Below are 23,837 nucleotides of genomic sequence, written 5' to 3'. Positions count from 1 at the left end.
CATGGCGCTCCTCAAAGCAGCTTGGGGCTCGATTTCCAAGGCTCTTGTGGGCTAGGCGGTGGCCATGGGGCTGACTTACGAACAGGCAGGCGTGAACATCGCCGCCGGCAATGCACTGGTGAAGGCGATTGCGCCACTCGCCAAATCGACCCGGCGGCCGGGCGCGGACGCCGATCTGGGCGGCTTCGGCGGCTTCTTCGACCTGAGGGCCGCGGGCTTTAGCGACCCGATCCTGGTCGCGGCCAATGACGGGGTCGGGACCAAACTGAAGCTCGCCATCGACAGCAAGCGGCACGACGGCGTCGGCATCGACCTCGTCGCCATGTGCGCCAACGACCTCATCGTCCAGGGCGCCGAGCCCCTGTTCTTCCTCGACTATTTCGCGACCGGCAAGCTCGACAACGGGGTCGCCGAAGCGGTGGTCGCCTCCATCGCCGACGGCTGTCGGCAGGCCGGCTGCGCACTGATCGGGGGCGAGACCGCCGAGATGCCGGGCATGTATGCGCCGGGCGACTATGACCTCGCGGGCTTCTGCGTCGGGGCGGTCGAGCGCGGCCAGCAACTGACGGGCGAGAAGATCCGGCCCGACGACGTGGTGCTGGGGCTGGCGAGCTCGGGCGTCCATTCGAACGGCTTCAGCCTGGTCCGAAAGCTGATCGAGGTGAACAACTGGGCGATCGACCGCCCCGCCCGCTTCGATCCCGAACGGCTGCTCGTGCAGACGTTGCTCGAGCCGACGCGAATCTACGTGAAGAGCCTGCTGCCCGAAATCCGCGCGGGGCGGATCGCGGGGCTGGCGCACATCACCGGCGGCGGCCTCCTCGAGAATGTCCCGCGGGTGCTGCCCGAGGGGGCCCATGCGGTGATCGACGCCGATCGCTGGCCGCTCCCGCCCCTCTTCGCCTGGCTCCAGGCCGGCGGCGGGATCGAGCCCGAGGAACTGGCGCGGACCTTCAATTGCGGGATCGGCATGGTCGTGGTGGCGGCCGAGGCGGCGGTCGACGAGCTGACCGCCAACCTCACCGCGGCGGGCGAGACGGTCCACCGCATCGGCCGGATCGAGGACGGCCCGCGCGGCTGCACCGTGCGCGGCTCCGACGAGACGTGGAGCGCGCGCGGGGTGTGGAGCGCCACGCACAACCATGGCTGACAAGGCGCGCGTCGCCGTCGTCATTTCGGGCGAGGGCAGCAACATGGGCGCTTTGCTCTACGCCAGCCGCCTGCCTTCAAGCCCCTATGAGGTGGTGCTGGTCGCCTCGAACAATCCCGACGCCCCCGGCCTTGCGCTGGCCGAGGCGGAAGGGGTCGCGACCTGGGCCCGCTCGCACAAGGGGCTGGCGCGCGAAGCGTTCGACGATGCGCTTCACGAGGCGCTGGCCGCCGCCCGTCCCGATGTGATCGCGCTGGCGGGCTACATGCGGGTGCTGACCCCCGGCTTCGTCCGCGCGTGGGAGGGCCGCCTCCTCAACATCCACCCCTCGCTCCTGCCCGCTTATCCCGGGCTCGACACCCACGCGCGAGCGCTGGAGGCCGGCGATCGCCACGCCGGCTGCACGGTCCATCTCGTCACCGAAGAGGTCGATTCGGGCGAAATCCTCGGCCAGCTTCCCGTCGCGATCCAGCCGGGCGACACGGCGGACATGCTTGCCCAGCGGGTACGACTGGCCGAGCACCAGCTCTATCCCGCCACCCTCTCGGCTTATGTGTCGCGCCACCAGGATGCGGGCTGGATCGAGGGGCAGGTCGACGCGCTCGCCGCCGCGCTGCCCGAAGTCCTGCGCAAGACCAACCACGGCGCGCCCGGCTGGGCGGTGGGCTCGGAGAAGAACGCCAGGCATTTCGCCATCCTCGCCGATCGCCATCATGGCGAGGAGGCGATCGGGCTGCTGGTCAAGGCGAGCGGCGCGGACGAGATGAACGGGCTGATCGAGGCCGATCCCGAGCTTTATTACTGGCCCAAATATTATGGCGCGAGCGGGTGGCTGGGCCTCCGGCTCAACCGTCCCGACACCGACTGGAGCCAGGTGTCAGCATGGCTGGAGCGGAGCTGGGCCGCCGTCGCCCCGCCCCGCCTGACGAAGCTCATCCGCATCGCGGACGAGTTCTAGGCCAGGACGCAGCGGGGCTTAGCGCTCCGTCACTGGCAGCTTGCCGGGACCGGCTGGTCGAGCCGGAACGCGGGTCCGACGAAGCCCGCCGGCTTGATCACGACCGCGATGAAATCGGCGACCTGTCCGCCGGCCGCGGCGGGATTGCGGACGTTGTGGGCCCGCCCGGCAGGCTCGATGTAGGACTGGCCAACCGTATAGGTGCGCGGCGAGCAAGTGGCGGCATCGAACCATTCCACCGTGCCCTGGGTGACCGTCACCATCACCGGGGCCGGGTGCGAGTGCCAGCCGCTATACCCCTGCGGCTGGACGGTCAGGCGGTCGGCGCCGATGTCGGTATCGTCCTTGGTCCGCAGCACGAGATCCCACGAGCCGACCTTGTCGACCTTCTGGTCGACTTGGCCGAAATGGCCGTTGACGATTGGCGACGGCACGAAGCCGCTGCCGGGTGTCGCCAGTGCGGGCGCCGCACCGAGCATGGCACCAAGAACGATCGCGACCTGAGCAAATCGAATCATGTCCGGGTTCCCTTCCCCTGTTCCCGTCGGCACGGTGCCGCGAGGAAGCGCCGACTTCGCGCGCACCGCGACCGATCAGCCATGGCAGGGAGCTGATTTTTTCCTGATTTCTGTTACTCTCGCGGGCCGGGGGTCTCGTGGACGCAAGAACCGCCGCTCGCCTGCCGTGCCCAATCCAACCGGAGCCTCCGTTCCGGGCGGGCCGCGCCACGATCGATCCGGCGACGCGCGAGGCCCACTTCCCCGGCGGCTGCGAGCGGCTCCAGCCGCAGAACCTCAAGGTCCTCGCCGCCTTGTGCGCCCACCGCGGCCAGCTCGTCTCGCGCGCCGAACTGGTCGAGCGCTGCTGGGACGGACGGATCGTCGGCGATGACGTCATCAACCGCTCGATCTCGATGCTTCGCGCCTTCGCCGAGCGGGTCGGCGGCTTCACCATCGAGACCGTGCCCAAGGCGGGCTACCGGCTGGTCGAGGAGAAGCCTCCCCGCCGCTCCCGGACGCCGCTGATCCTTGGCGGTCTCATCCTCGTGCTGGCGGCCCTCGCCGCCTGGTGGTTCTGGCCGCATCGGCGCACCGATCCAACGGCACCGGTGGTTGCCCTGCGCGCCTTTACCTCGAATGGGGAGCGCGACTCCGCCGACCTTGCCGCCGCGACCACGGGCGCGCTGTCGACCATGCTGGTCGCGGGCAGCTTCCACGGCCAGCTGCTGGCGCCGGCCGGGCCGGGCGACGAGGCGCGCTCCGACCTCGTCATCGCCGGCGATGTCCGCCGAACGGGCGCGGCCTTCGTCGCGACGGTTCAGGTGCGCGACCGGCGCAGCGGAACGCTGATGTTTTCGCGGCGCTACGAGGCGCCGGCCAAGACGGCGGACCTTCTTCCCGAGCAGGTCGGCGCCGAGATCGCGAGCAACCTCACCGGCGCGCTCGCGCTGATGGTGCTCGACCGGCGCACGTCCGAGAGCCCGGGTTTCACCGCCGAAAAGCTCAAGCAAATCGCGATCACGGTCGCCAACCAAGACCCGCTCGGCGCCTACCGGATTGCCCAGCGGATGGCCGAGACGCAGCCCAATTCCCTGATGACCCAGCTCGCGCTCGCGTTCGACACGTCGTTCGCCTTGCCGGCGATCCCGCGCGAGGAGCGGGCCGAGGCGGTCCGCCGGGCACGGCTGGCGGCGGATCGGGGGCTGCGCATGGCGCCCGACTTCGGCGACACCCACGCCCCTTGGTGCTTTCTCCATCCCTCGACCTTCGCGCGCGGCTGCGAAGACCGGCTCCGGGCGGGGCTTCGCGCCGATCCCGATGCACCGTTCGTGCCGGTCTTCCTCAGCAGCCTGCTGTTCGATTCCGGGCGGTTCGAGGAATCCTCGCAATTCGCCCGGCTCGGCCTCGCGTCCGACCCCTTTCACCCGCAAAAACTGCGCCGGGTGATCCGGACGGCGATCGTTCTCGGCCATACCGACGAAGCCGCGCAAACCTTCGCCAAGGCGGTGCGCTGGTGGCCGCGGCACAGCGGAATTTACGCTGATCGCCTGCTGGGCTTCGCGCTTCGGGGCGACCTGCCGGGCGGAGAGCAGGCGCTGGCGGAGGTGCCTGACGGCGTCTTCGACGCGACCCGAATGCGCCTTGGCGCAATGTTCGCCGCCTATCGTGCGGGTAACATGGTGCGGCTACGACCGCTCTGCCTCGACCCCGAGGGTGCCTATCTGCTGGCAAACTTCTGCCTGACCGCCTTGCACTTGCTGCGCGACGACCGCTCGGCCGCCGCCGTCGCCGATCGGCTGTTCGTCCGGGTTACCGCGCCCACCCCGGCGGCAGAAGAAGCGCTCTGGCTGGACGATCCCGATCTCGGCATGGAGCCCATGCTGGCAGCGCCCGCCGCGGCCTGGCTACGAGCCGATCCGCGTTTCTTCTCTTGGGCCGAACGGACGGGCGCGCTCCTTTACTGGGGCCGTGACCGCCTGCCCGACTTCTGCCGGCCGCCGGGCGAACCGGTGTGCGGCAAGCTCGGACGGGCCGGCGCCTAGCGGCTGGCGACCCTCGGCTGCGCGGCCGGCGCGACGCGCCAGACGGTGTTGCCCGCATCGTCCGCGACGAGCAGCGCGCCGGTGCGATCCTGCGCCACCCCGACCGGGCGGCCATAAACCTTCTCGCCGTCGGTGAAGCCGGTCAGGAAGTCCTGCGGCTTGCCGCTGGGCTTGCCGCCCGTGAAGGGGACGAAGGCGACCTTGTAACCATTGAACTCGGTTCGGTTCCAGCTGCCGTGCTCGCCGATGAAGGCGCCGCCGCGATATTGCGCGGGGAAGCTCGCACCGGTGTAGAACGTCAGGCCGAGCGCGGCGACATGGGGGCCGAGCGCATAGTCGGGCGGGGTCGCCCTGGCGACGAGGTCGGGCCGCTGCGGCCGGACGCGCGGATCGACGTTCTGGCCGTAATAGCTGTACGGCCAGCCGTAAAAAGCGCCGTCCTTCACGCTCGTCATGTAATCGGGGACGAGGTTCTGCCCGATCTCGTCGCGCTCGTTCACCACCACCCAGAAGGTGTTGGTGCCGGGATAGAAGGTCGGGCTGTTGGGATTGCGGAGCCCTGTTGCGAAGACCCGCGCGCGGCCGGTCGCACGGTCGATCTCCCACACCGCGGCGCGGTTGTGCTCGGCCTCGATCCCGTTCTCGACGATGTTCGAGTTGGACCCGACCGTGGCATAGAGCCGCTGGCCGTCGGGGCTGATGGTCAGGCTCTTGGTCCAGTGATGGTCGATCGGCCCGCCGGGCAGGTCGGTCAGCAGCACCGGCTGGGCGGTGATGTGCGTCTGGCCGGGCGTGAAGGGGTAGCGCAGCACCGATTCGTGGCTGGCGACGTAGAGATTGCCGTCGGCGTAGACGACGCCGAAGGGCGAGGCGACGTGGTCGATCAGCACCGACTTGCCCTCGGCGATCCCGTCGCCATTGGCGTCGCGCAGCAGGACGAGACGGTTGGACGGCCCCTCGCCCGGCACGTCGCCATGCGCACGCCCAAAGAAATAGCCCATGAGAAGGTCCTTGGGTCGGTTGATCCCCTCGAGACCGGGACCCTGGCTCTCGACCACGATGATGTCGCCGTTGGGCAAAGGATAGAGGAAGCGCGGATTCTTGAGATTGGTCGCCATGGCCTGGACGGTGAAGCCCGGGGGCGCCTTGGGCGTCTGCCCGTCCTTCCAGCCCTGCGGCGGCGCGATCTTCATCGGCGGCAGCAGATATTGCTGGATCGGGGGAAGCTTGGGATTGGGCCCGACGAGGTCGTCGGGATTGACCGCATTGGCCGAGCCGCAGGCGGCGAGCGCCAGCGCGAGGGCGGTGGTGGCGAGCGTCTGCTTGATCATCGCGGCGTTCCCACCCCCTGCTTGTAGACGAGCGTGCCGCCGAGCCAGCCGCTGACCGCGAGCAGCAGCACCGCGATCGCCGACAAAGTGAGGCCGGTCGGGACCACCGAGGTCCAGCCATCGCGGGCATGGACGAAGCTGTTGAAGATCTGGATCACGAACACGGTGATGTTGATGAGGCCGTGGAGCTTGGCCGCGCCGCTGCGGACCCGGCGGTCGCCCAAATAGTCGATGATCCCCGCCAGCGCGGCGAACCCACCCATGACCAGCCCGACCAGCAGCAGCCAGGACGAGAAGTTCGCCCACATGATGTTGGCCGAGCGCGAATAAGTGATGTCGGTGACGAGCGCGCCGATCCAGCAGACGATCGGAAAGGGTACCAACATCGGATGGATGGGGTGCCCAAAAATCGCGGCGGTGGAGCGGGGGCGATCGTCGCCCGCCCGGAGTGCTTGGTCGGCCATGAGGGCGCTACGTTCGGGGCGGGGAAGCGGTTCCGAGAGGGGTGTGGGTGGAGCGGACGAATGTCTGCTTTCGACCCATTGCGGACATTCGGCCAACGAATAAACTTAGGGGAATGTCCGTGAGGGAATGCACGAAGGTTGCCGTCATCTTGCTCATGGGGCTGGCATCGGCGTGTGACAGCGACATGTATTCAGACACTTCCGCTTGCCGCGACGATGACCCGAACACCGTTTGTCAGATTGACGGTTCAAGAGATGGCAATGCCGATGTAGCCGCGAACGCAGCGCACTGAAGCGTCCGCTTTCCACCCAAAGCAGACATTAAGACATTCGCCCTAGCTGCCCCGCGCAATGAAACGCGCACAGGGGGAGAAACCGTTTGTCACTTTACGACGAAAATGCCGAAGTCCTGCGGAACATGGCGGCGAACGGCGATGACTTACGCCGGCCCCGGCCGATGGATTTCAGCCATGTCTTTCCGACCCGCGAGGGCGCGATTGCCTTTGCCCGGAGGGTGGATGCGGAGGGGTTTTCGCCGGTGGTGCGGCCCTATGACAAGCCCGGCTTCCCCTATGACGTGACGGTTACCACCGGCGCGGTAGTGCCAACCTGCGCCTTCGTCACCGCGACCGAGGAGCGGCTCGACGCGCTTGCCGGCGAATATGGCGGGAAGGCCGACGGCTGGGGGTGCATGGCCTGCTGAGGCCGGCCGGGAGCGCCGGACACGAAAAAGCCCGCCGGATCGCTCCGGCGGGCTTTGTCATTTCAGGCTCGAAGCGCCGGCTTAGCCGACGATCTCTTCGGGTTTGAAGAAGAAGTCGATCTCGATCTTGGCGTTCTCGTCCGAGTCCGAACCGTGGACCGAATTGGCCTCGATCGACTCCGCCAGCTCCTTGCGGATGGTGCCGGGCTCGGCGTTGGCGGGGTTGGTCGCGCCCATGATGTCGCGGTTGCGCTTCACGGCGTCCTCGCCCTCGAGGACCTGGACCACGACCGGGCCCGAGATCATGAAGCTGACGAGGTCGTTGAAGAAGGGACGCTCGCGGTGGACGCCGTAGAAGCCCTCGGCCTGCTCGCGGCTCATGTGGATGCGCTTCGAGGCGACGACGCGGAGGCCGGCTTCCTCGAGCATCTTGGTGACCGCGCCGGTCAGGTTGCGGCGGGTGGCGTCGGGCTTGATGATCGAAAAGGTGCGCGTAATCGCCATGGCGTCGCGAGGCTCCTGTCTTGGGGGTTGGTCGGGATTGGCCGCGCCCCTAGCGGGGAGGCGGCGATCAGGCAAGGCTCAGCCCTTGTTGACCCAGCGGCCGTCCTCGCGCGCCCAGTAGCGGCGCTCGACCCCGTCGCGGCCGGCGAGCAGCTTCCAGGCGAGGCGGGCCTCGGCGAGGCTGGTCTCGTCGAACAGGTGGAAGGCGCGCTCGTAGCTCAGCGCCGCCTCGCGCCATTCGCCGTCGGCAAGGAGGATGTTGCGCGCCTGGTTGGCGGGCTCGGGGGTGGTCGAGAGGAGGATCGGCTGGCGGCTGTCGTCGGCCCCGCCCGCGATGCCGTGGGCGAGGAAGCTCGTCTCGCCCTCGTCCCACAGCAGCCGGTCGAGACGGCCGAGCTGGTTCTCGTCGCTCATCACCACCAGCAGCCGCTCGCCGCCGTCGAGGACCTTGCCGGCAAGGCTGGCGATGACCTCGTGGAGTGGGGTGTCCCCGAGCTGGTAGAAGTCGACCTTCATTGAGGAAAGCGCCCAAGCTCGTTCGTGCTAAGCGACGTCGAAGCACGATGGCGCAGTCGCCCTTCGACTTCGCTCAGGGCGAACGACATGGGAAAGCGCGGCCTCACCCCGCGACATTCTCCACCCAGCGGTCGAGCAGGCGGACGCCGAAGCCGGTCGCGCCCTTGTCGAAGCTGGTGCCGGGCTTGTCGCTCCAGACGGTGCCGGCGATGTCGAGATGCGCCCAGACGGTCCCTTCCTCGACGAAGCGCTGGAGGAACTGGGCGGCGGTAATCGAGCCGGCCTCGCGCGGGCCGACGTTCTTGATGTCGGCGATCGGGCTGTCGATCAGCCGGTCATAGGCATCGCCAAGCGGCATGCGCCAGAGCTTGTCACCGGTCTCGGCGCCCGCCGCGGCGAGCTCGCCCGCGAGGCCGTCGTCGTTGGAGAAGAGCCCGCCATGCTCGTGGCCGAGCGCGATCAGCATCGCGCCAGTGAGGGTCGCAAGGTCGACCATCTTCTTCACGCCATGTTCGCGCTGGGCGTAGGTCATGACATCGGCCAGCACGAGGCGGCCCTCGGCGTCGGTGTTGATGACCTCGATCGTCTGGCCGTTCAGCGAGGTGACGACGTCGCCCGGACGCTGCGCGCTGCCCGAGGGCATGTTCTCGACGAGGCCGCAGAAGCCGATCACATTGGCCTTGGCCTTGCGCCTGGCGATGGCGATCATCGCCCCCGCGACCGCGCCCGCGCCGCCCATGTCCCACTTCATCGCTTCCATGCCCGCCGCGGGCTTGATCGAGATGCCGCCGGTGTCGAAGGTCACGCCCTTGCCGATCAGGCCGAGCGGGGTGTCGCCGTCATTGCCGCCGTTCCAGCGCATGACGAGCAGGCGCGGCTCGCGGATCGAACCCTGGTTGACGCCCAAGAGCGCGCCCATGCCGAGCTTCTTCATCGCCGCTTCGTCGAGCGCCTCGATGACGAGGCCGCTGCCCTCTGCGGCCTTCCTGACGCGCTCGACGAAGGTCTCGGCGTAGATGATGTTGGCGGGTTCGGTGACGAGCTCGCGGGTGAGCTTGAGGCCGTCGAGCACCGCGGCATAGCGCTCGGTGTAGCGCGCCTCGGACCCGGTCGGGGCGCCGACGATCACCACTTCCTCGAGGCTGACCTTCTGCTTGTCCTTGAGGCGGGTGCGATAGCGGTCGTAGCGCCAGCCGCGCGCCGCGGCGACCAGCGCGAGGCGGGCCGCGGCGTCGGCGTCGAAGCGGGTGCCGGTCAGATCGATGACGAGGCTGCGCTCGCCCGAGGTCAGCAGCCGGGCAACCGCGGTGCCGGCGAGCTTCTCGGCCGCGACGCCATCGCTGCCATTGCCGGTCCCGACGAGGAGCAGGCGGCGGACCTGCGCGCCGCCCGTGCCGCCGATCCAGGTCTCGGCGACGCCGCCCGCCTCGCCCTCGAAGCGCTGGCCGCGCGCCGACGCCTCGACCGCCGCACGGGCTTCGCCGAGCGCAGCGAGATTGGTCCGCTCAGGCCCGGCGACGGGCAGGACGAGCGCATAGGCACCGGAGGGAAGCTGGTCGGCGAAACGGATCTGCATGGGGACATTCACCTGGCGAGAATGAGGGTTCGCGCCGGTCCTTAGGCCCGCCGGGGCCGGACTGCCAAGCCCGTTGCCCCCTTCGCGCCAAGCTGCAATAGGCGGGTCTTCTCCTAAGCGAAGCGGATCAGGGCGGACAAACAAGGTGCGAACGGGCGTCACGGGCTGGACTGCGCTGCCGCTGGTCCTCGCGCTTGCAGCGCCGGCGATGGCGCAGGACGTCGCGCTGAGCCCTGCGCCGGTCCCGGTTCCGGCCAGCGACGCCGCGGCGGGCACGCTCGCCGCGGGCGAGAACGAGATTGCGTTCAGCGCCGACAGCGTCAGTTACGACAACGACAATGAGGTGGTGGTCGCCGCCGGCCGGGTGCGGGTCAATCGCCGCGGCACCTTCGTCGCCGCCGACCAGGTCCGCTGGGACCGCAAGACCGGCGAGGTCCTCGCCACCGGCAACGTGGTGGTGGTCCAGCCCGAGGGCGACAAGCTCATCTCCGAGCGGGTGGTGCTGACCGACGAGCTGCGCGACGCGACGGTCGAGAACCTCCTCGTCGTGCTCGAGAGCGGCGGGCGGATCGCTGCCGACAAGGCGGTCCGGACCGGCGACGTCACCACGCTCGACAATGCGGTCTATTCGCCCTGCGCGGTGACCACCGTCGGCGGCTGCCCCAAGCGTCCGAGCTGGCGGATCCTCGCCGCGCGGGTGCGCTACGACCAGAAGGCGCAGAGGGTCAGCTTCGAACGCGGGCGGCTGGAGCTGTTCGGGGTGAGCCTGCCCCTGCTCCCGGTCTTCAGCCTCGGCACCGGCAGCGGCGGCGAAGGCTATACCGGCGCGCTCCCGCCCGAGATCCGCTACAGCCGCCGCCGCGGGGTCGAGCTCGAGACGCCTTATTACCTGCGCTTCGGGCCCAACCGCGACCTCACCCTCACCCCGCGTGTCTACAGCGCGGTCAATCCGGCGCTCGAGGCGCGCTACCGCGACCTCAATCGCCTGGGCGCCTTCTCGCTTGGCGCCTTCGTCACCTATGGCGACACGACGAGCTACGACGACACCCGCGACGACAAGGGCGTGCGCGCCTATGTCGAGGGCAATGGCAAGCTCCAGTTCGATCCGCTGTGGAGCCTGACGGGCCAGGTCCGTCTCGCCACCGACAAGACGGTCGCCCGTTTCTACGACCTCAACCGTGACGACCGCTTCCGCAATTTCCTCGATCTCGAGCGGATCGACACCGACAGCTACATCAGCCTCGCCGGCTGGGCCTTCCAGGGGCTGCGCCAGAACGACATCCAGAAGCGGATCCCGATCGCCCTTCCCGCCTTCGACGCGCGGATCCGGCTCGGCGAGCCGATCCTCGGCGGGCGGGTCGAATTGCAGGCGAACAGCCTCGCCGTGCTCCGCCGCGAGGGCCAGGACAGCCAGCGCGCCTTTCTCTCGGCGCGCTGGGACCTTCGGCGCCTGACCAACTGGGGGCAGGAACTGCTGCTGACGGGCTATGCCCGCGGCGACGTTTATCACAGCGACGAGAACGAGCTCACCACCACGGTCAATTATCGCGGCGAATCGGGCTGGAAGACCCGCGGCATTACCGCCGCCGCGGCCGAGGTGCGCTGGCCGCTGATGGGCAACTTCCTCGGCGGGATCCAGCGGCTGACCCCGCGGGTCCAGCTGGTCCTGACCCCGCCGACCGCGAACATCAGCCTGCCCAACGAGGACAGCCGCTCGGTCGACCTCGAAGACAGCAACCTGTTCGCGATCAACCGCTTCCCCGGCTACGACCGGTGGGAGGACGGAAGCCGCATCACCTATGGCGTCGACTGGAACCTCGACCGGCCGGGCTGGTCGGTGTCGAGCAACGTCGGCCAATCCTATCGCCTCAACCGCGACGCGCAGATCTTCCCGGAAGGGACGGGCCTAACCGACCGCTGGAGCGATTTCGTCGGCCGCACCCGCCTCAAGGTCGGGCGGTTCATCGACCTCACCCACCGCTTCCGGCTCGACAAGGACAATCTCTCGGTCCGCCGCAACGAGGTCGACCTCACCGTCGGTACCACCGAGACCTATGCGCGGATCGATTATCTGCGGCTCAATCGCAATGTCGACGCCGCGGTCGAGGACCTGCGCGACAAGGAAGAATTGCGGCTTGCGGGCCGGTGGAAGTTCAGCCGCTTCTGGTCGGTGTTCGGGGCGACCGTGCTCGACCTCACCAACAGCAACGAGGATCCGCTCAGCCTCGCCGACGGCATCAACTCGGTCCGCCACCGCCTCAGCCTCGACTATGAGGACGACTGCCTATCGTTCGGGATCAGCTGGCGGCGCGACTATGAGCGGCTCGGCAACCGGGCCGAGGGGAGCACCTTCAGTTTCCGCCTGTCGCTCAAGGGCCTGAAACGCTAAGAGCGCTCATCAGCGGTTAAGCGCGACACGTGCAGGGCCGATGAATAGCTTTCGATAACAAGGGATTGAACGACCCCCATGGGCAACGTGAAGAGCTTTCTGACGACGGTCGCGCTGGCGGGGCTCGCCGGTGCCGCGCTGGCCCAGGACGCGCCGGCGCCGGCCGCCCGCAACAGCACCGCGCCGCTCAACCTGCCCGAGACGCTCAACGTCTATGGCAAGCCGATCCCGGCGGTCGTCAAGGCCAGCGCCATCGTCAACGGCGAGGTCATCACCCAGACCGACATCGACCAGCGCATGCAGCTGCTGGCGATTGCCAACAACCAGCCGATCCCCGAGACCGAGCAGGAGCGCCTGCGGGTCCAGGTGCTGCGCAACCTCATCGACGAAACGCTGCAGATCCAGGCCGCCAAGCAGGCCGACATCTCGGTCAGCAGCGCGGACATCGACAAGACCGTCGCGCGCGTCGCCGAGGGCGTGAAGCGCACCCCGGCGCAGCTCGCCGACTATCTCAAGGCCAATGGCAGCTCGATCCGCTCGATCCGCCGACAGATCGAGGGCGAGATCGCCTGGTCGCGACTCCAGCGCCAGAAGATCGAGAGCCAGGTCAGCGTCGGCGAGGAGGAAGTGAAGGCGGTCATCGATCGGCTCAACGCCTCCAAGGGTGCGCAGGAATATCGCGTCGGCGAGATCTTCCTCGCCGCGACGCCGGCCAACCAGGCCGAAGTCGCCGCCAACGCCCAGAAGATCGTCGAGGCGCTGCGCCAGGGCGCGAGCTTCGCCGGCTATGCCCGCCAATATTCGGAAGCCTCGACCGCGGCGGTCGGCGGCGACCTCGGCTGGGTCCGGCCCGAGCAGCTGCCTGACCAGCTTGCCAACACCATCCGCTCGATGGCGCCGGGCCAGCTGTCGCAGCCGATCGCGCTGCCCGGCGGCTATTCGATCGTCGCGGTGCAGGACAGCCGCAAGATCCTGACCGCCGACCCGCGCAACGCCGTGCTGTCGCTGAAGCAGGTCTCGATCAGCTTCCCCAAGGGCACCACCGCCGCGGCGGCCGACCCGACGCTGCAGAAGTTCGCGGCGGCCGCGCAGAACATCGGCGGCTGCGGCGGCGCCGAGAAGGTCGCGGCCGAGTTCAAGGGCGATGTCGTCCAGTCGGACCAGGTCAAGCTGCGCGATCTCCCGCCCGCGCTCCAGCAGATGATGATGCCGATGCAGGTCGGCCAGGCGACCCGCCCGTTCGGCAGCATCGACGACGGCGTGCGCGTGCTGGTCATCTGCGGCCGCGACGAGGACCAGGGCGGCAATGCGCCCAATCCCGACGCAGTCTATGCCCAGCTCCAGGAAGAGCGGGTCAACATGCGCGCCCGCCGCTACCTGCGCGACCTGCGCCGCGACGCGATCATCGACTATCGCTAAAGGTGACGAGCCCGAGCGGGCGCGCTAGGGGCAGACCATGAATTCGCCCCTGCCCCCGCTCGCGGTGTCGCTCGGCGACCCGGCCGGGATCGGTCCCGAAGTCGTCGCCAAATGCTGGGACAGCCGCCACGCGCTCGGCCTCCCGCCCTTCGTGGCGGTCGGCGATCCGCGCAGCCTGTCCGAGATCTGGGACGGGCCGATCGCGATCGTCACCGACCCGCGCGAGGTGGCCCCGGCGTTCGACCAGGGCCTCCCCCTCCTCGCGGTCGCCGCCGCCGGGGCCAGCGTTGCTGGCCAGCCGACCACCGCCGGGGCGCATTGCAGCCTCGACAGCCTCGAGCTGGCGGTCGGGCTCGCCCGTTCGGGCTCCTGCGCGGCGGTGGTGACGGGACCGGTCGCCAAGCACCAGCTCTACGCGATCGGCTTCACCCATCCCGGCCAGACCGAGTTCGTCGCCGAGCGCTGCGGGGTGTCGCCGGGCAATGTCGCGATGATGCTCGCCGGCCCGACGCTCCGGACCGTGCCGGTCACCACCCATGTTGCGTTGCGCGACGTCCCCGACATGCTCAGCCCGGCGCTGATCGAGGCGCGGGCGCGCGCGACCCTGCGCGGACTCCAGCGCCAGTTCGGGATCGAGGAGCCGCGGCTGGCGGTGGCCGGGCTCAACCCGCATGCCGGCGAGAATGGCGCGCTCGGCCGCGAGGAGATCGAGCTGATCGCCCCGGCGATCGAAACGCTTCGGGCCGAGGGCTGGCTGGTCGAGGGACCGCTTCCGGCCGACACCATGTTCCATGCCAGCGCCCGCGCCCGCTATGACGCCGCGCTCTGCATGTATCACGACCAGGCACTGATCCCCCTGAAGGCGCTGCACTTCGAGGAGGGCGTGAACCTGACGCTGGGCCTGCCGATCGTCCGCACCGCGCCCGACCACGGCACCGCCTTCGACATCGCCGGCGAGGACCGCGCCGACCCGCGCGCGATGGCGGCCGCGATCCGGATGGCGGCGAGCTGCGCGCGCTATCGTGCGCTCAACGGCTGAGGTGACCGCGCTTCCCCCGCTGCGCGAGGTGATCGCCCGCCATGGCCTGACCGCGACCAAGGCGCTGGGTCAGAATTTCCTGCTCGATCGCCAGCTGCTCGCGCGGATCGCCGCCATCCCGGGCGACCTCACCGATGCCGCCGCTTACGAGGTGGGCCCCGGTCCCGGCGGGCTGACCGGCGCTTTGCTCGATGCCGGCGCGCGGGTGACGGCGGTCGAGCGCGACCGGCGCTGCATCCCGGCCCTGGCTGAGCTCGGCGACCTCTTCCCCGGCCGGCTGACCGTGCTCGAGGACGATGCGCTGCGGATCGACGAGGAGGCGCTGGTCGGACGCGGCGCGCATGTCGTCTCCAACCTCCCTTATAATGTCGGAACAGCGCTGCTGCTGCGCTGGCTGGCGGCCGAGTGGCGGCCGTGGTGGGCGAGCCTCACCCTCATGTTCCAGAAGGAAGTCGCCGAGCGAATTGTCGCGGGGCCCGGCGACGAGGCCTATGGCCGGCTTGCGGTCGCGGCGCAGTGGCGGGCGAGCCCGCGAATTGCGCTTCCCGTCCACCGCTCCGCCTTCGTCCCGCCGCCCAAGGTCGCCTCGGCGGTAGTGCATATCGTGCCGGCTGACGCGCCCGAGGGGGTCGATCATGCGGTGCTCGAGCGGCTGACGGCGGCCGCCTTCGGCCAGCGGCGCAAGATGCTGCGGCAGAGTTTGAAGGGCGTCCCCGATGCGCTCGACGCGCTCGCCAGCCTCGGCATCGCGGCCGAGCGGCGGGCGGAGACGGTCAGCGTCGCCGAATGGATCGCGCTGGCCGCTGCGCTCAGTTCTTCTTAGGGGCCGTCGGGGTCTCGCTCTTCACCGCCAGCGCGGGGCCGCGCTGGATGGCGGCGGCAAGCGAGGTCGCGGGCGCGCAGGGCTTGGCGCCGCAGAGCTGGCGGATCTTGGCGAGATTCTGCTGGGCGCGGGCCACCGCTCCCTGCTCGACCATGGCTTCGCCCTGGACGCCAAGCGCGACCGTGTCGTTGGGCTCGAGCGCGAGCGCCTTGGCGGTCATGCGGATCGCCTGGCCGTAGAGCTTCTGGCGCTGCGCGACGCGGGCGAGCGCGACGAAGGCGCCGCGATTGCGCGGATCGAGCACGAGCGCGGTCTCGAGCGCGTCGTCGGCGGCCTGGAAATTGCCCGCGGCAAGCGCGGCCTCGCCCGCCTTCTGCCAGGTGAGCGACTGGGGATTGAGCTGCGCGTCGAGCACCTGCGTGCCGCCCGAACTGGAAATGGTCGCCGCTGCAATTCCCAAGGCAACAGCAATCGGCAACAGGCGCATCAGCACATCCTTCCAGTCGGAACCGATCATGTAGACCGGAACCGCGCGATGAAAAAGCCGTCGGTTCGGTCGTGTCCCGGGGTGAGAAGCCGGCCCACCCCATCCGAACGCCCGACGTCCAGACCGATATCCATAGGCGAAAATGCTGAATGGCGGCTGAGGAAGGCCGCGGCCTGCTGCGCCCCTTCGCGCGCCAGCAGGGAGCAGACCGCATAGACGAGGGTGCCGCCGGGCTTCACCAATGGGGCGGCGAGGTCGAGGACGCGCGCCTGCAAGGCGGTGAGGCGGCCTAGGCGCTCGGGGGTCAGCCGCCAGCGCCCCTCGGGATTGCGGCGCCAGGTGCCCGAACCCGAGCAGGGCGCGTCGACCAGCACGCAATCGGCCTGGCCGTGAAGATCGGCCAGCGCCTCGGCCTCGCGGGGAAGATCGAGCAACCGGGTCTCGACGGTCGCCCCGGCCCGCTCGGCGCGGGGAGCGAGCTTGCGCAGGCGCTGGAGGTTGGTGTCGCAGGCGATGACCCGGGCGGTCGGCGCGGCACTGGCGAGCGCGAGTGCCTTGCCCCCTGCCCCGGCGCAGAGGTCGACGTAGGTCCGGCCGTCCGCGGGCTCGCAGGCGAGCGCGATCAGCTGGCTGCCCTCGTCCTGCACCTCGACGAGGCCGTCCGCGAAGACGGGATCGGCGCTGACCGCGGCGTCGGGAGGAAGGCGCAGCCCCCAGGGGCTGAGCGGGGTCGGCTCGGCGCCGAAATGCGCCGCCATGGCGTCACGGGTCGTGCGGGCGAGGTTGGCGCGCAGGTCGAGCGGCGCGCGCTCGGTCAGCGCGGGCCATTCGGCGGGGGCAACCAGCGGCGACAGCAGGGGGACGAGCCACTCGGGCACGACGCCGGGCACGGCGCGCGGCTCGCCCCCGGTCGGGACGGCGGGACCATGCGGACTGCCATCGAACAGCTCGGCCGCCAGCGGGAGCAGCGCCGCGCGGCCGCTCGCCGGGGTCTCGCCCGCGTGACGGATCGCCTGGAAGACAAGCTCGCGCACCGCGCGCCGGTCCTTCGATCCGGCATAGCGGCGGGTCTTGAAATAGGCCGAGACGAGCGCGTCGGCGGGCGCGCCATCGTCCCGCGCGGAGGCGATCACGGAATCGAGGATCTCGATCGCGGCCTGGGCCCGGGCGGCGGGGGTCATGCCGATGTCGCCATGATCGTTCGTCCTGAGCGAAGCGCGAAGCGCGTAGTCGAAGGGCGCTGGTCCAAGGTCCTTCGACTACGCTCAGGACGAACGAGCTGTCCAGCGCTGCCCCTACCGCGTCGGGTAATTGGGCGCTTCCCGGGTGATCGACACGTCGTGGACGTGGCTTTCGCTGAGGCCCGCATTGGTGATGCGGACGAAGCGCGCGCGGCTCTGAAGCTCGGGAATGGTGCGCGAACCGGTATAGCCCATCGCCGCCTTCACCCCGCCGACCAGCTGGTGGACGACGTCGCGGACCGGGCCCTTGTAGGGGACCTGCCCCTCGATGCCCTCGGGCACGAGCTTCATCGTGTCCTTGATGTCCTGCTGGAAATAGCGGTCGGCCGAGCCGCGGCTCATCGCGCCGAGGCTCCCCATGCCGCGATACGATTTGTAGGCGCGGCCATGGTAGAGGAAGGTCTCGCCGGGGGTCTCGTCGGTGCCCGCGAGGAGCGAGCCGACCATCACGCTCGACGCGCCCGCCGCCAGGGCCTTCGCCATGTCGCCCGAGGTGCGGACACCTCCGTCGGCGATCACCGGCACGCCCGCCGCCTTGGCCGCGGCGCTGGCGCCGAGGATCGCTGTCAGCTGCGGCACCCCGACGCCCGCGACGATGCGGGTGGTGCAGATCGAGCCCGGACCGATCCCGACCTTGATCGCGTCCGCACCCGCGTCGGCGAGCGCCTTGGCGGCCTCGGCGGTCGCGACGTTGCCGGCGATCACCTGAACGCTGTTCGAGGCCGCCTTCACCCGCTCGACCGCGCGGGCGACGTCGATGTTGTGGCCGTGCGCGGTGTCGATGACGATGCAGTCGACCCCGGCGTCGATCAGCGCCTGGCTGCGCTCCCACCCGCTGTCACCGACGGTCGAGGCGGCGGCAACCCGCAGCCGGCCCTCGGCGTCCTTGGTGGCGTTGGGCGAGGCGACCGCCTTTTCGATATCCTTGACGGTGATGAGGCCGACGCAGCGGCCAGCGTCGTCGACGACCAGCAGTTTCTCGATCCGGCGCTGGTGGAGGAGGCGCTGGGCTTCCTGCCGGTTGGTGCCGGGCGAGACGGTCGCGAGATTGTCGCGGGTCATGAGCTCGCTGACCGGCTGGCGCGGGTTCTCGGCGAAGCGGACATCGCGGTTGGTGAGGATGCCGACCAGCTTGCCGCCATGCTCGACCACCGGCACGCCGCTGATCTTGTGCCGCTTCATCAGCTCGAGCGCGTCGGCCAGCGTCTGGTCCGGCGCGAGGGTGAAGGGATTGACCACCATCCCGCTCTCGAAGCGCTTCACGCTGCGGACCGCATCAGCCTGCTGTTCGACGGTCAGGTTGCGGTGGAGGACGCCGATGCCGCCCAGCTGCGCCATGGCGATCGCCATGTCGGCTTCGGTCACGGTGTCCATCGCCGAGGACAGGAGCGGGATCTTGAGCTCGATCCCGCGGGTCAGGCGGGTCGAGGTGTCCGCCATGCTCGGCAGCACGCTCGATTCGAGCGGCTGGAGGAGGACGTCGTCGAAGGTGAGGCCCAGCGGGATCTCGGGAGCGTTCAGAAGGTCGGCCATGCGCGCAATTGGCGGGTGGAGCGCGATTCGGCAAGTCCTAGCGACTGGCGAGCAATCGCTCGGCCGCCTCGACGTGCATCCGCTCGATCATTTCGCCTTCGAAGCGCTGGGCGCCGCCGCTCGCCGCCGCGACCAGCCGCTCGGCGCGGGCGAGCTCTTGCGGGGTCGGAGTCCAGGCGGCCTTGGCCGCGGCGATCTGGCCCGGATGGATGAGCGTCTTGCCGTCGAAGCCGAGCGCCCTTCCTTCGGCCGCCTCCGCCGCCAGCCCTTCGGGATCGTCGAGCTTGTTGAACACCCCGTCGAAGCAGGGAATGCCGTTGGCGCGGGCCGCCAGCACGATGGTCTGCAGCGCCAGTTGAAGCGGGGCGCGGTTCGTCCCGTCGGGCAGGCGCAGGCTGGCGCGCAGGTCGTTGGTGCCGGCGATCAGCGCCGCCGCGCGCGACGCGATGTCGGACGCCGCGAGCACGCCCTTCGCGGTCTCGATCATCGCCGCGACGGGGAGATGGTCGATCACCTTCACTTCCTCGATCGCCTCGCGCCGCTCGACCCGGGGCACCACCACGAGATCGCAGCGGACGTCGCGCAAGGCCTCGAGGTCGCCGACGTGCCAGCGCGAGCCGACCCCGTTGATGCGGATCGCGACCGGGCAGGGCCAGGGCTCGGCCACCGCCGCCACCGCCGCAGCGCGCGCCACCTCCTTGTCGGCGGGGGCGACCGCATCCTCGAGGTCGAGGATGACGAGGTCCGCGCCGCTCTCCCGCGCGCGGGCCACCGCGCTCGCCCGGTTGGCCGGCAGGAACAGCACCGCCGGTCTGCCGAACAGGCCCGCCGTCATGCCGATTTCGCTTCGCTTGGGCCCGCCGCGCGCGCATGATGCGGGCCTGTTCCGCTGGGGGAAAACATGATCGAGACGTTCCTGTTGTTCGTGGCCGTGTTTGCGGTGCTTTTCGTCATGATGAGCATCAAGATCGTCAACCAGGGCTATCGCTACACGATCGAGCATTTCGGTCGCTTCATCCGCGTCGCGGAGCCGGGCTTCAATTTCGTCCCCGCCTTTTTCTACCGCGTCGGGCGCAAGATCAACATGATGGAGCAGGTGCTCGACATCCCGGGCCAGGAGATCATCACCAAGGACAATGCCATGGTGGCTGTCGACGGGGTGGTCTTCTTCCAGGTCCTCGACCCGGCCAAGGCGGCCTATGAGGTGAGCGACCTCTACACCGCCATCCTCGCCCTCTCGACCACCAACCTGCGCACGGTGATGGGCTCGATGGACCTCGACGAGACCCTGTCGAAGCGCGACGAGATCAACGTCCGGCTGCTGCAGGTGGTCGATCATGCGACCGAAAGCTGGGGGGTGAAGATCACCCGCGTCGAACTCAAGGACATCCGCCCTCCCGCCGACATCGTCAACGCCATGACCCGCCAGATGAAGGCCGAGCGCGAGAAGCGCGCCGCGATCCTCGAGAGCGAGGGCATGCGCCAGTCCGAGATCCTCCGCGCCGAGGGCGAGAAGCAGGCCAAGATCCTCTCGGCCGAAGGGATGAAGGAAGCCGCCTTCCGCGAGGCCGAGGCACGCGAGCGCGCGGCGCAGGCCGAGGCGGCGGCGACCAAGTCGGTCAGCGACGCGATCGCCGGCGGAAACACCCAGGCGATCAATTATTTCATCGCCCAGAAGTATGTCGAGGCGCTCGGCAAGTTCGCCGACAGTCCCAATGCCAAGACCATCCTCTTCCCGGTCGAGGCGACCCAGCTGATCGGCAGCCTCGGCGGGATCGGCGAGCTCGCCAAGGCGGCATTCAGCGATGCGCCCGAGAAGCCCGCGCCGGCCAAGCCGCGGGTCGTTCCCGGCATCCCGCAGGCCTGAGCCGATGGACGGGATCGCGCAGGGCTGGTGGTGGCTGATCGGCGGCGTCCTGCTGCTCATCGCCGAGGTGGTCGCGCCGGGGTTCTTCCTGCTGTTCATCGGCGTCGCCGCGATGATTACCGGCCTGTTCGTGCTACTGTTCGACTTCGGGCTGGCGCCCGCGCTCGCCCTGTTCGCCATCTACACCGCGGTGGCGGTCTATTTCGGGCGCAAGGTCTATGCGAACCGGCCGGTGCCGAGCTCGGCTAGGCATCTCAACGACCGCTCGGGCGCGCTGGTCGGCCGGACGGCGGTCGCAGTGAGCACGATCGACGACCACAACGGCCGGGTCCGGCTCGGCGACAGCGAATGGAGCGCGCGCGGTGGGCCGGCCGCCCCCGGCGAGCGGGTGGAGATCGTCGGTGTCGAAGGCAATTGCCTGATGGTGCGCCCCTCCCCTAACGTCGCCCCGGCGCAGGCCGGGACCTCGGGCAGCGCCGTGTAACGCTGAGGCCCCGGCCTGCGCCGGGGCGACGGAGGATTTGATGACCGCCCTCACCCGCCGCCAGGCGCTTGCCGCCGCCGCTTCGACCACCGCGCTCGCCGCCTGCGCCACGCCGGGCACCGTCACCGGGGGCAAGCGGCCGCTCGGCAAGGCCGAAACCGATACGCTGATCGACCGGATCACCGACCGATTCCTCCGCTTCAATCCCGAGGCGGCGAGCTCGAACAATGTCGACAAGGGTCGCTGGGGGGCATTGAAGGGCCAGCTCGGCGACCGCAGTCCGGCCGGCCAGGCGCGTTATGCCGCGGGGCTGCGCGAGGACCTGGCCGTGCTCGACGGCGCCGACTTCGCCGCGCTCGACCATTCGACCCGGACCACGCTCGAGGTCATCCGCTCGACCTATCGCACGGCGCTGGAAGGCTTCGCCTTGCCCTATGGCGACGTCGCGGTGGGGGGCTGGCGCAACACGCCCTATGTCGTGATCCAGAATACCGGCGCCTATCTCGACGTGCCGCGCTTCCTCGACACCGATCACCTGATCGAGACCCGCGAGGATGCCGAGGCCTATGTTTCGCGGCTCGCCCAATATCCCGCGGTACTCGACGGCGAACTGGCCCGGATGCAGGACGCCGCGGCCAAGGGACTCGTCCCGCCCGGTTTCCTGATCGACAAGGCGATCACCCAGATGAGCCGCTCGGCCGAGGATGCGGCCAAGGGCGGCGGGCTGGTCGAGAGCCTCGTTCGCCGGACCCGCGAAAAGGGCATCGCCGGCGACTGGGACCGGCGCGCCCGGGCCATTGCGACCGGCCAGGTCGCGCCCGCCCTCCAGCGCCAGATCGCCGAGCTTCGCCGCCAGCGCCCGCGCGCGACCGACCAGGCGGGCATGTGGGCGCGGCCGGGCGGCGATGCTTATTATTCTTGGGCGCTCCGGGCCAGCACGACCACGGCAATGACGCCCGAGGAGATCCACCAGCTCGGCCTCTCGACGCTCGACGCGCTCCACGCGCGGATGGACCCGCTGCTGCGCCAGCTCGGGCTCGCCCAAGGTTCGGTCGGGCAGCGGATGCGCGCGCTGGCGGTCGACCCGCGCTACAAGTTCGCGGACGGCGATCCCGGCCGCGCCCAGATCATGGCCTTCATCCAGGAGCGGCTGGGCATCATCCGCAAGGAATTGCCGCGCGCCTTCCGCACGCTGGTGAAGGGCAATCTCGAGGTGAAGCGCCTGCCTCCCGAGGAGGAGCCCGGCGCGCCCGGCGCCTATGGCGGGCCCGGTTCGCCCGACGGCAAGATCCCGGGCAAGTTCTGGATCAACCTTCGCACCACCGACCTCCACAGCCGGGTGAGCCTTCCCGACCTCGCCCACCACGAGGCCATTCCCGGGCACGTCTGGCAGGGCGAATACACCTTCCAGCTGCCGCTCATCCGCACCCTCCTCGCCTTCAATGCCTATAGCGAAGGCTGGGCGCTCTACGCCGAGCAGCTGGCGGACGAGCTTGGCGTGTTCGACGATTTTCCTGCCGGACGCCTCGGCTATCTCCAGTCGATCGCCTTCCGCGCCTGCCGGCTGGTGGTCGACACCGGGCTCCACGCCAAGCGCTGGACCCGCGAGCAGGGCGTGCAGTTCTTCGTCGAACGCAATGGCTCCAATCCGCTCGAGGTGGCGAGCGAGGTCGATCGTTATTGCAGCTGGCCGGGCCAGGCCTGCGGTTACGAGATCGGCCACCAGGCGATCGTCCGCCAGCGCGAGCGCGCGCAGGCGGCGCTTGGGTCGGCTTACGACCTGCGCGACTTCGACGATGCGGTGGTGCTCGGTGGCAATGTCCCGATGGACGTGCTCGCCCTCAACGTCGGCGAATATATCCGCGGCAAGGGCGGCCGCGCCTAGAGCATCTCGAGCGGCACCGGCTGCGCCGGGACCGGGAAGGCGGCGTCGAGCGCGGCGAGCTCGTCGTCGGGAATGACGAGGTCGGCGGCGGCGCGATTGTCGCGGACGTGGGCTGGCGAACCTGCCTTGGGAATGGCGATCACATCGCCGCTGCGCATTGCCCAGGCGAGCGCGACCTGCGCCGGGCTCGCTCCCATCCGCGATGCCGTTACCGCCAGCTGCGGATGGTCGATCAGGCGGCCCTGCTCGACCGGGCTGTAGGCCATGACCGGGATTTGGTGCCGGGCGAGCCACGGCATCAGCGCCTGCTCGGGCCTGCGGCGCGTCAAATTGTAGAGGATCTGGTCGGTCGCGCAGGCCGCACCGCCGGCTTCGACCAGCTCCTCCATGTCGTCGGTATGGAGGTTGCTGACGCCCCAGTGGCGGATCTTGCCGGCCTGCTTCAGCGCCTGCATCGCCTCGACCGTCTCCTCGAGCGGGACCGAGCCGCGCCAATGGAGGAGATAGAGGTCGAGCCGGTCGGTGCCGAGCCGCGCCAGGCTCGCCTCGCAGGCGCGGGGCAGCGCGCTGCGCGAGGCGTGGTGCGGATAGGCCTTGCTGACGAGGAAAAGGTCGTCACGGCGGTGGCCGAGCGCCTCGCCGATCAGTTCCTCGGCCGCGCCGTCACCATACATTTCGGCCGTGTCGATCAGGGTCATGCCGAGGTCGGCGCCGAGCTCTAGCGCCGCCATTTCCTCGGCCCGCCGGTCCGGCCGCTCGCCCATCATCCACGTGCCCTGGCCGAGCATCGGAACCTGTTCGCCGCCGGGCAATGTCACGGTCTTCACGTCGAATGGCCTTTCGCGTCGGGAAAGCCCTCCAACGGACGCCACAAGCAAAAGGGCCCGCCCGTCCGCGCGAGCGGATGGGCAGGCCCTCATGTCAGC

The 23,837-nt window shown here is 69.5% G+C and carries 22 protein-coding genes; 11 read left to right on the top strand and 11 right to left on the bottom strand.

The window, feature by feature from the left end; all coding sequences use genetic code 11:
* Window positions 1–64: 64 nt before the first annotated feature.
* A complete protein-coding gene (purM, locus tag BS69_RS0103050; protein ID WP_029940513.1) occupies window positions 65–1,150 on the top strand; it encodes a phosphoribosylformylglycinamidine cyclo-ligase in 1,086 nt (361 codons plus the stop codon).
* The gene (gene purN / locus BS69_RS0103045; RefSeq protein ID WP_029940512.1) at window positions 1,143–2,108 is read left to right on the top strand and encodes a phosphoribosylglycinamide formyltransferase; all 966 of its coding nucleotides are present in this window, start codon (window positions 1,143–1,145) and stop codon (window positions 2,106–2,108) included. Before purM ends, purN begins: the two co-directional genes overlap by 8 nt.
* A gap of 29 nt (window positions 2,109–2,137) precedes the next feature.
* Here the strand turns inward: purN and BS69_RS13500 are convergent, their stop codons facing one another.
* Entirely contained in the window at window positions 2,138–2,626 is a 489-nt protein-coding gene (locus tag BS69_RS13500) for a cupin domain-containing protein (RefSeq protein ID WP_084184237.1), read from the bottom strand.
* A 137-nt stretch (window positions 2,627–2,763) separates the two neighbouring features.
* Between BS69_RS13500 and BS69_RS0103035 the strand changes: the two genes are divergently transcribed.
* Window positions 2,764–4,650: a winged helix-turn-helix domain-containing protein gene (locus BS69_RS0103035; RefSeq protein ID WP_029940510.1), complete on the top strand. Its 1,887-nt coding sequence runs from the start codon at window positions 2,764–2,766 to the stop codon at window positions 4,648–4,650.
* Here BS69_RS0103035 and BS69_RS0103030 read toward each other — a convergent pair.
* Together BS69_RS0103030 and BS69_RS0103025 are read right to left on the bottom strand one after the other, a co-directional pair.
* Window positions 4,647–5,981 carry a PQQ-dependent sugar dehydrogenase gene (locus BS69_RS0103030; RefSeq protein WP_029940509.1) on the bottom strand — a complete coding sequence of 445 codons (1,335 nt, stop codon included), beginning with the start codon at window positions 5,979–5,981 and terminating at the stop codon, window positions 4,647–4,649. The two genes, BS69_RS0103035 and BS69_RS0103030, sit on opposite strands and share 4 nt — an antisense overlap.
* Window positions 5,978–6,367 carry a DUF2231 domain-containing protein gene (locus BS69_RS0103025; protein WP_211248102.1) on the bottom strand — a complete coding sequence of 130 codons (390 nt, stop codon included), beginning with the start codon at window positions 6,365–6,367 and terminating at the stop codon, window positions 5,978–5,980. Before BS69_RS0103025 ends, BS69_RS0103030 begins: the two co-directional genes overlap by 4 nt.
* Before the next feature lie 457 nt (window positions 6,368–6,824).
* Between BS69_RS0103025 and BS69_RS0103020 the strand changes: the two genes are divergently transcribed.
* Window positions 6,825–7,148: a ribonuclease E inhibitor RraB gene (locus tag BS69_RS0103020; RefSeq protein WP_029940507.1), complete on the top strand. Its 324-nt coding sequence runs from the start codon at window positions 6,825–6,827 to the stop codon at window positions 7,146–7,148.
* An 81-nt stretch (window positions 7,149–7,229) separates the two neighbouring features.
* On the opposite strand, the gene ndk is transcribed toward BS69_RS0103020, so the two are convergent.
* The 3 genes from ndk to BS69_RS0103005 all read right to left on the bottom strand — a co-directional run bounded on the left by ndk (window position 7,230) and on the right by BS69_RS0103005 (window position 9,744).
* Window positions 7,230–7,652: a nucleoside-diphosphate kinase gene (ndk, locus tag BS69_RS0103015; RefSeq protein ID WP_029940506.1), complete on the bottom strand. Its 423-nt coding sequence runs from the start codon at window positions 7,650–7,652 to the stop codon at window positions 7,230–7,232.
* A gap of 78 nt (window positions 7,653–7,730) precedes the next feature.
* Entirely contained in the window at window positions 7,731–8,168 is a 438-nt protein-coding gene (locus BS69_RS0103010; RefSeq protein WP_029940505.1) for a DNA polymerase III subunit chi, read from the bottom strand.
* Window positions 8,169–8,271: 103 nt separating this feature from the next.
* Complete coding sequence (locus BS69_RS0103005; RefSeq protein ID WP_029940504.1) at window positions 8,272–9,744, bottom strand: leucyl aminopeptidase; 1,473 nt, start codon at window positions 9,742–9,744, stop codon at window positions 8,272–8,274.
* Window positions 9,745–9,889: 145 nt separating this feature from the next.
* Between BS69_RS0103005 and BS69_RS0103000 the strand changes: the two genes are divergently transcribed.
* The 4 genes from BS69_RS0103000 to rsmA all read left to right on the top strand — a co-directional run bounded on the left by BS69_RS0103000 (window position 9,890) and on the right by rsmA (window position 15,414).
* Window positions 9,890–12,133, top strand: coding sequence for an LPS-assembly protein LptD (locus BS69_RS0103000; RefSeq protein ID WP_029940503.1), 2,244 nt, complete (start codon window positions 9,890–9,892; stop codon window positions 12,131–12,133).
* A 78-nt stretch (window positions 12,134–12,211) separates the two neighbouring features.
* Window positions 12,212–13,552 carry a peptidylprolyl isomerase gene (locus tag BS69_RS0102995; RefSeq protein ID WP_029940502.1) on the top strand — a complete coding sequence of 447 codons (1,341 nt, stop codon included), beginning with the start codon at window positions 12,212–12,214 and terminating at the stop codon, window positions 13,550–13,552.
* A 37-nt stretch (window positions 13,553–13,589) separates the two neighbouring features.
* A complete protein-coding gene (pdxA, locus tag BS69_RS0102990) occupies window positions 13,590–14,591 on the top strand; it encodes a 4-hydroxythreonine-4-phosphate dehydrogenase PdxA (RefSeq protein ID WP_029940501.1) in 1,002 nt (333 codons plus the stop codon).
* Window positions 14,575–15,414 (top strand): 16S rRNA (adenine(1518)-N(6)/adenine(1519)-N(6))-dimethyltransferase RsmA, encoded by an 840-nt coding sequence (gene rsmA / locus BS69_RS0102985; protein ID WP_245605099.1) that lies wholly within the window; start codon window positions 14,575–14,577, stop codon window positions 15,412–15,414. The genes pdxA and rsmA overlap by 17 nt, the downstream gene beginning before the upstream one ends.
* Here rsmA and BS69_RS0102980 read toward each other — a convergent pair.
* The 4 genes from BS69_RS0102980 to BS69_RS0102965 form a co-directional block, all read right to left on the bottom strand.
* A complete protein-coding gene (locus tag BS69_RS0102980) occupies window positions 15,401–15,931 on the bottom strand; it encodes a tetratricopeptide repeat protein (protein WP_245605098.1) in 531 nt (176 codons plus the stop codon). The genes rsmA and BS69_RS0102980 overlap by 14 nt on opposite strands.
* Complete coding sequence (locus BS69_RS0102975) at window positions 15,928–17,082, bottom strand: RsmB/NOP family class I SAM-dependent RNA methyltransferase (RefSeq protein ID WP_029940498.1); 1,155 nt, start codon at window positions 17,080–17,082, stop codon at window positions 15,928–15,930. The genes BS69_RS0102980 and BS69_RS0102975 overlap by 4 nt, the downstream gene beginning before the upstream one ends.
* A gap of 114 nt (window positions 17,083–17,196) precedes the next feature.
* Entirely contained in the window at window positions 17,197–18,675 is a 1,479-nt protein-coding gene (gene guaB / locus BS69_RS0102970; protein ID WP_029940497.1) for an IMP dehydrogenase, read from the bottom strand.
* Between the two features lie 37 nt (window positions 18,676–18,712).
* Window positions 18,713–19,510, bottom strand: a complete 798-nt coding sequence (locus BS69_RS0102965; protein ID WP_029940496.1) for an HpcH/HpaI aldolase/citrate lyase family protein — start codon at window positions 19,508–19,510, stop codon at window positions 18,713–18,715.
* A gap of 66 nt (window positions 19,511–19,576) precedes the next feature.
* Between BS69_RS0102965 and BS69_RS0102960 the strand changes: the two genes are divergently transcribed.
* Genes BS69_RS0102960 through BS69_RS0102950 form a run of 3 tightly spaced genes read left to right on the top strand, consistent with a single transcriptional unit; the run spans window position 19,577 to window position 22,911 of the window.
* Entirely contained in the window at window positions 19,577–20,542 is a 966-nt protein-coding gene (locus BS69_RS0102960; protein WP_029940495.1) for an SPFH domain-containing protein, read from the top strand.
* Window positions 20,543–20,546: 4 nt separating this feature from the next.
* Window positions 20,547–21,026: an NfeD family protein gene (locus tag BS69_RS0102955; RefSeq protein ID WP_029940494.1), complete on the top strand. Its 480-nt coding sequence runs from the start codon at window positions 20,547–20,549 to the stop codon at window positions 21,024–21,026.
* Window positions 21,027–21,066: 40 nt separating this feature from the next.
* Complete coding sequence (locus BS69_RS0102950) at window positions 21,067–22,911, top strand: DUF885 domain-containing protein (RefSeq protein ID WP_037504346.1); 1,845 nt, start codon at window positions 21,067–21,069, stop codon at window positions 22,909–22,911.
* Here BS69_RS0102950 and BS69_RS0102945 read toward each other — a convergent pair.
* The gene (locus tag BS69_RS0102945) at window positions 22,908–23,738 is read right to left on the bottom strand and encodes an aldo/keto reductase (RefSeq protein ID WP_029940492.1); all 831 of its coding nucleotides are present in this window, start codon (window positions 23,736–23,738) and stop codon (window positions 22,908–22,910) included. The two genes, BS69_RS0102950 and BS69_RS0102945, sit on opposite strands and share 4 nt — an antisense overlap.
* Between the last annotated feature and the right edge of the window lie 99 nt (window positions 23,739–23,837).

The organism is Sphingomonas astaxanthinifaciens DSM 22298, from assembly GCF_000711715.1.
In the GTDB taxonomy this organism is placed as follows: Bacteria; Pseudomonadota; Alphaproteobacteria; order Sphingomonadales; family Sphingomonadaceae; genus Sphingomicrobium; species Sphingomicrobium astaxanthinifaciens_A.
Note: the sequence above shows the minus strand (reverse complement) of the source record. Positions and strands in the feature narration are given on the sequence as shown.

Bases quoted from the DNA above. Each gene is read 5' to 3' on its own strand.
- purM (WP_029940513.1), top strand. From the start codon at position 65: ATGGGGCTGACTTACGAACAGGCAGGCGTGAACATCGCCGCCGGCAAT.
- purN (WP_029940512.1), top strand. From the start codon at position 1,143: ATGGCTGACAAGGCGCGCGTCGCCGTCGTCATTTCGGGCGAGGGCAGC.
- BS69_RS13500 (WP_084184237.1), bottom strand. From the start codon at position 2,626: ATGATTCGATTTGCTCAGGTCGCGATCGTTCTTGGTGCCATGCTCGGT.
- BS69_RS0103030 (WP_029940509.1), bottom strand. From the start codon at position 5,981: ATGATCAAGCAGACGCTCGCCACCACCGCCCTCGCGCTGGCGCTCGCC.
- BS69_RS0103025 (WP_211248102.1), bottom strand. From the start codon at position 6,367: ATGTTGGTACCCTTTCCGATCGTCTGCTGGATCGGCGCGCTCGTCACC.
- ndk (WP_029940506.1), bottom strand. From the start codon at position 7,652: ATGGCGATTACGCGCACCTTTTCGATCATCAAGCCCGACGCCACCCGC.
- BS69_RS0103010 (WP_029940505.1), bottom strand. From the start codon at position 8,168: ATGAAGGTCGACTTCTACCAGCTCGGGGACACCCCACTCCACGAGGTC.
- BS69_RS0103005 (WP_029940504.1), bottom strand. From the start codon at position 9,744: ATGCAGATCCGTTTCGCCGACCAGCTTCCCTCCGGTGCCTATGCGCTC.
- BS69_RS0102995 (WP_029940502.1), top strand. From the start codon at position 12,212: ATGGGCAACGTGAAGAGCTTTCTGACGACGGTCGCGCTGGCGGGGCTC.
- pdxA (WP_029940501.1), top strand. From the start codon at position 13,590: ATGAATTCGCCCCTGCCCCCGCTCGCGGTGTCGCTCGGCGACCCGGCC.
- BS69_RS0102980 (WP_245605098.1), bottom strand. From the start codon at position 15,931: ATGATCGGTTCCGACTGGAAGGATGTGCTGATGCGCCTGTTGCCGATT.
- BS69_RS0102975 (WP_029940498.1), bottom strand. From the start codon at position 17,082: ATGACCCCCGCCGCCCGGGCCCAGGCCGCGATCGAGATCCTCGATTCC.
- guaB (WP_029940497.1), bottom strand. From the start codon at position 18,675: ATGGCCGACCTTCTGAACGCTCCCGAGATCCCGCTGGGCCTCACCTTC.
- BS69_RS0102965 (WP_029940496.1), bottom strand. From the start codon at position 19,510: ATGACGGCGGGCCTGTTCGGCAGACCGGCGGTGCTGTTCCTGCCGGCC.
- BS69_RS0102960 (WP_029940495.1), top strand. From the start codon at position 19,577: ATGATCGAGACGTTCCTGTTGTTCGTGGCCGTGTTTGCGGTGCTTTTC.
- BS69_RS0102955 (WP_029940494.1), top strand. From the start codon at position 20,547: ATGGACGGGATCGCGCAGGGCTGGTGGTGGCTGATCGGCGGCGTCCTG.
- BS69_RS0102950 (WP_037504346.1), top strand. From the start codon at position 21,067: ATGACCGCCCTCACCCGCCGCCAGGCGCTTGCCGCCGCCGCTTCGACC.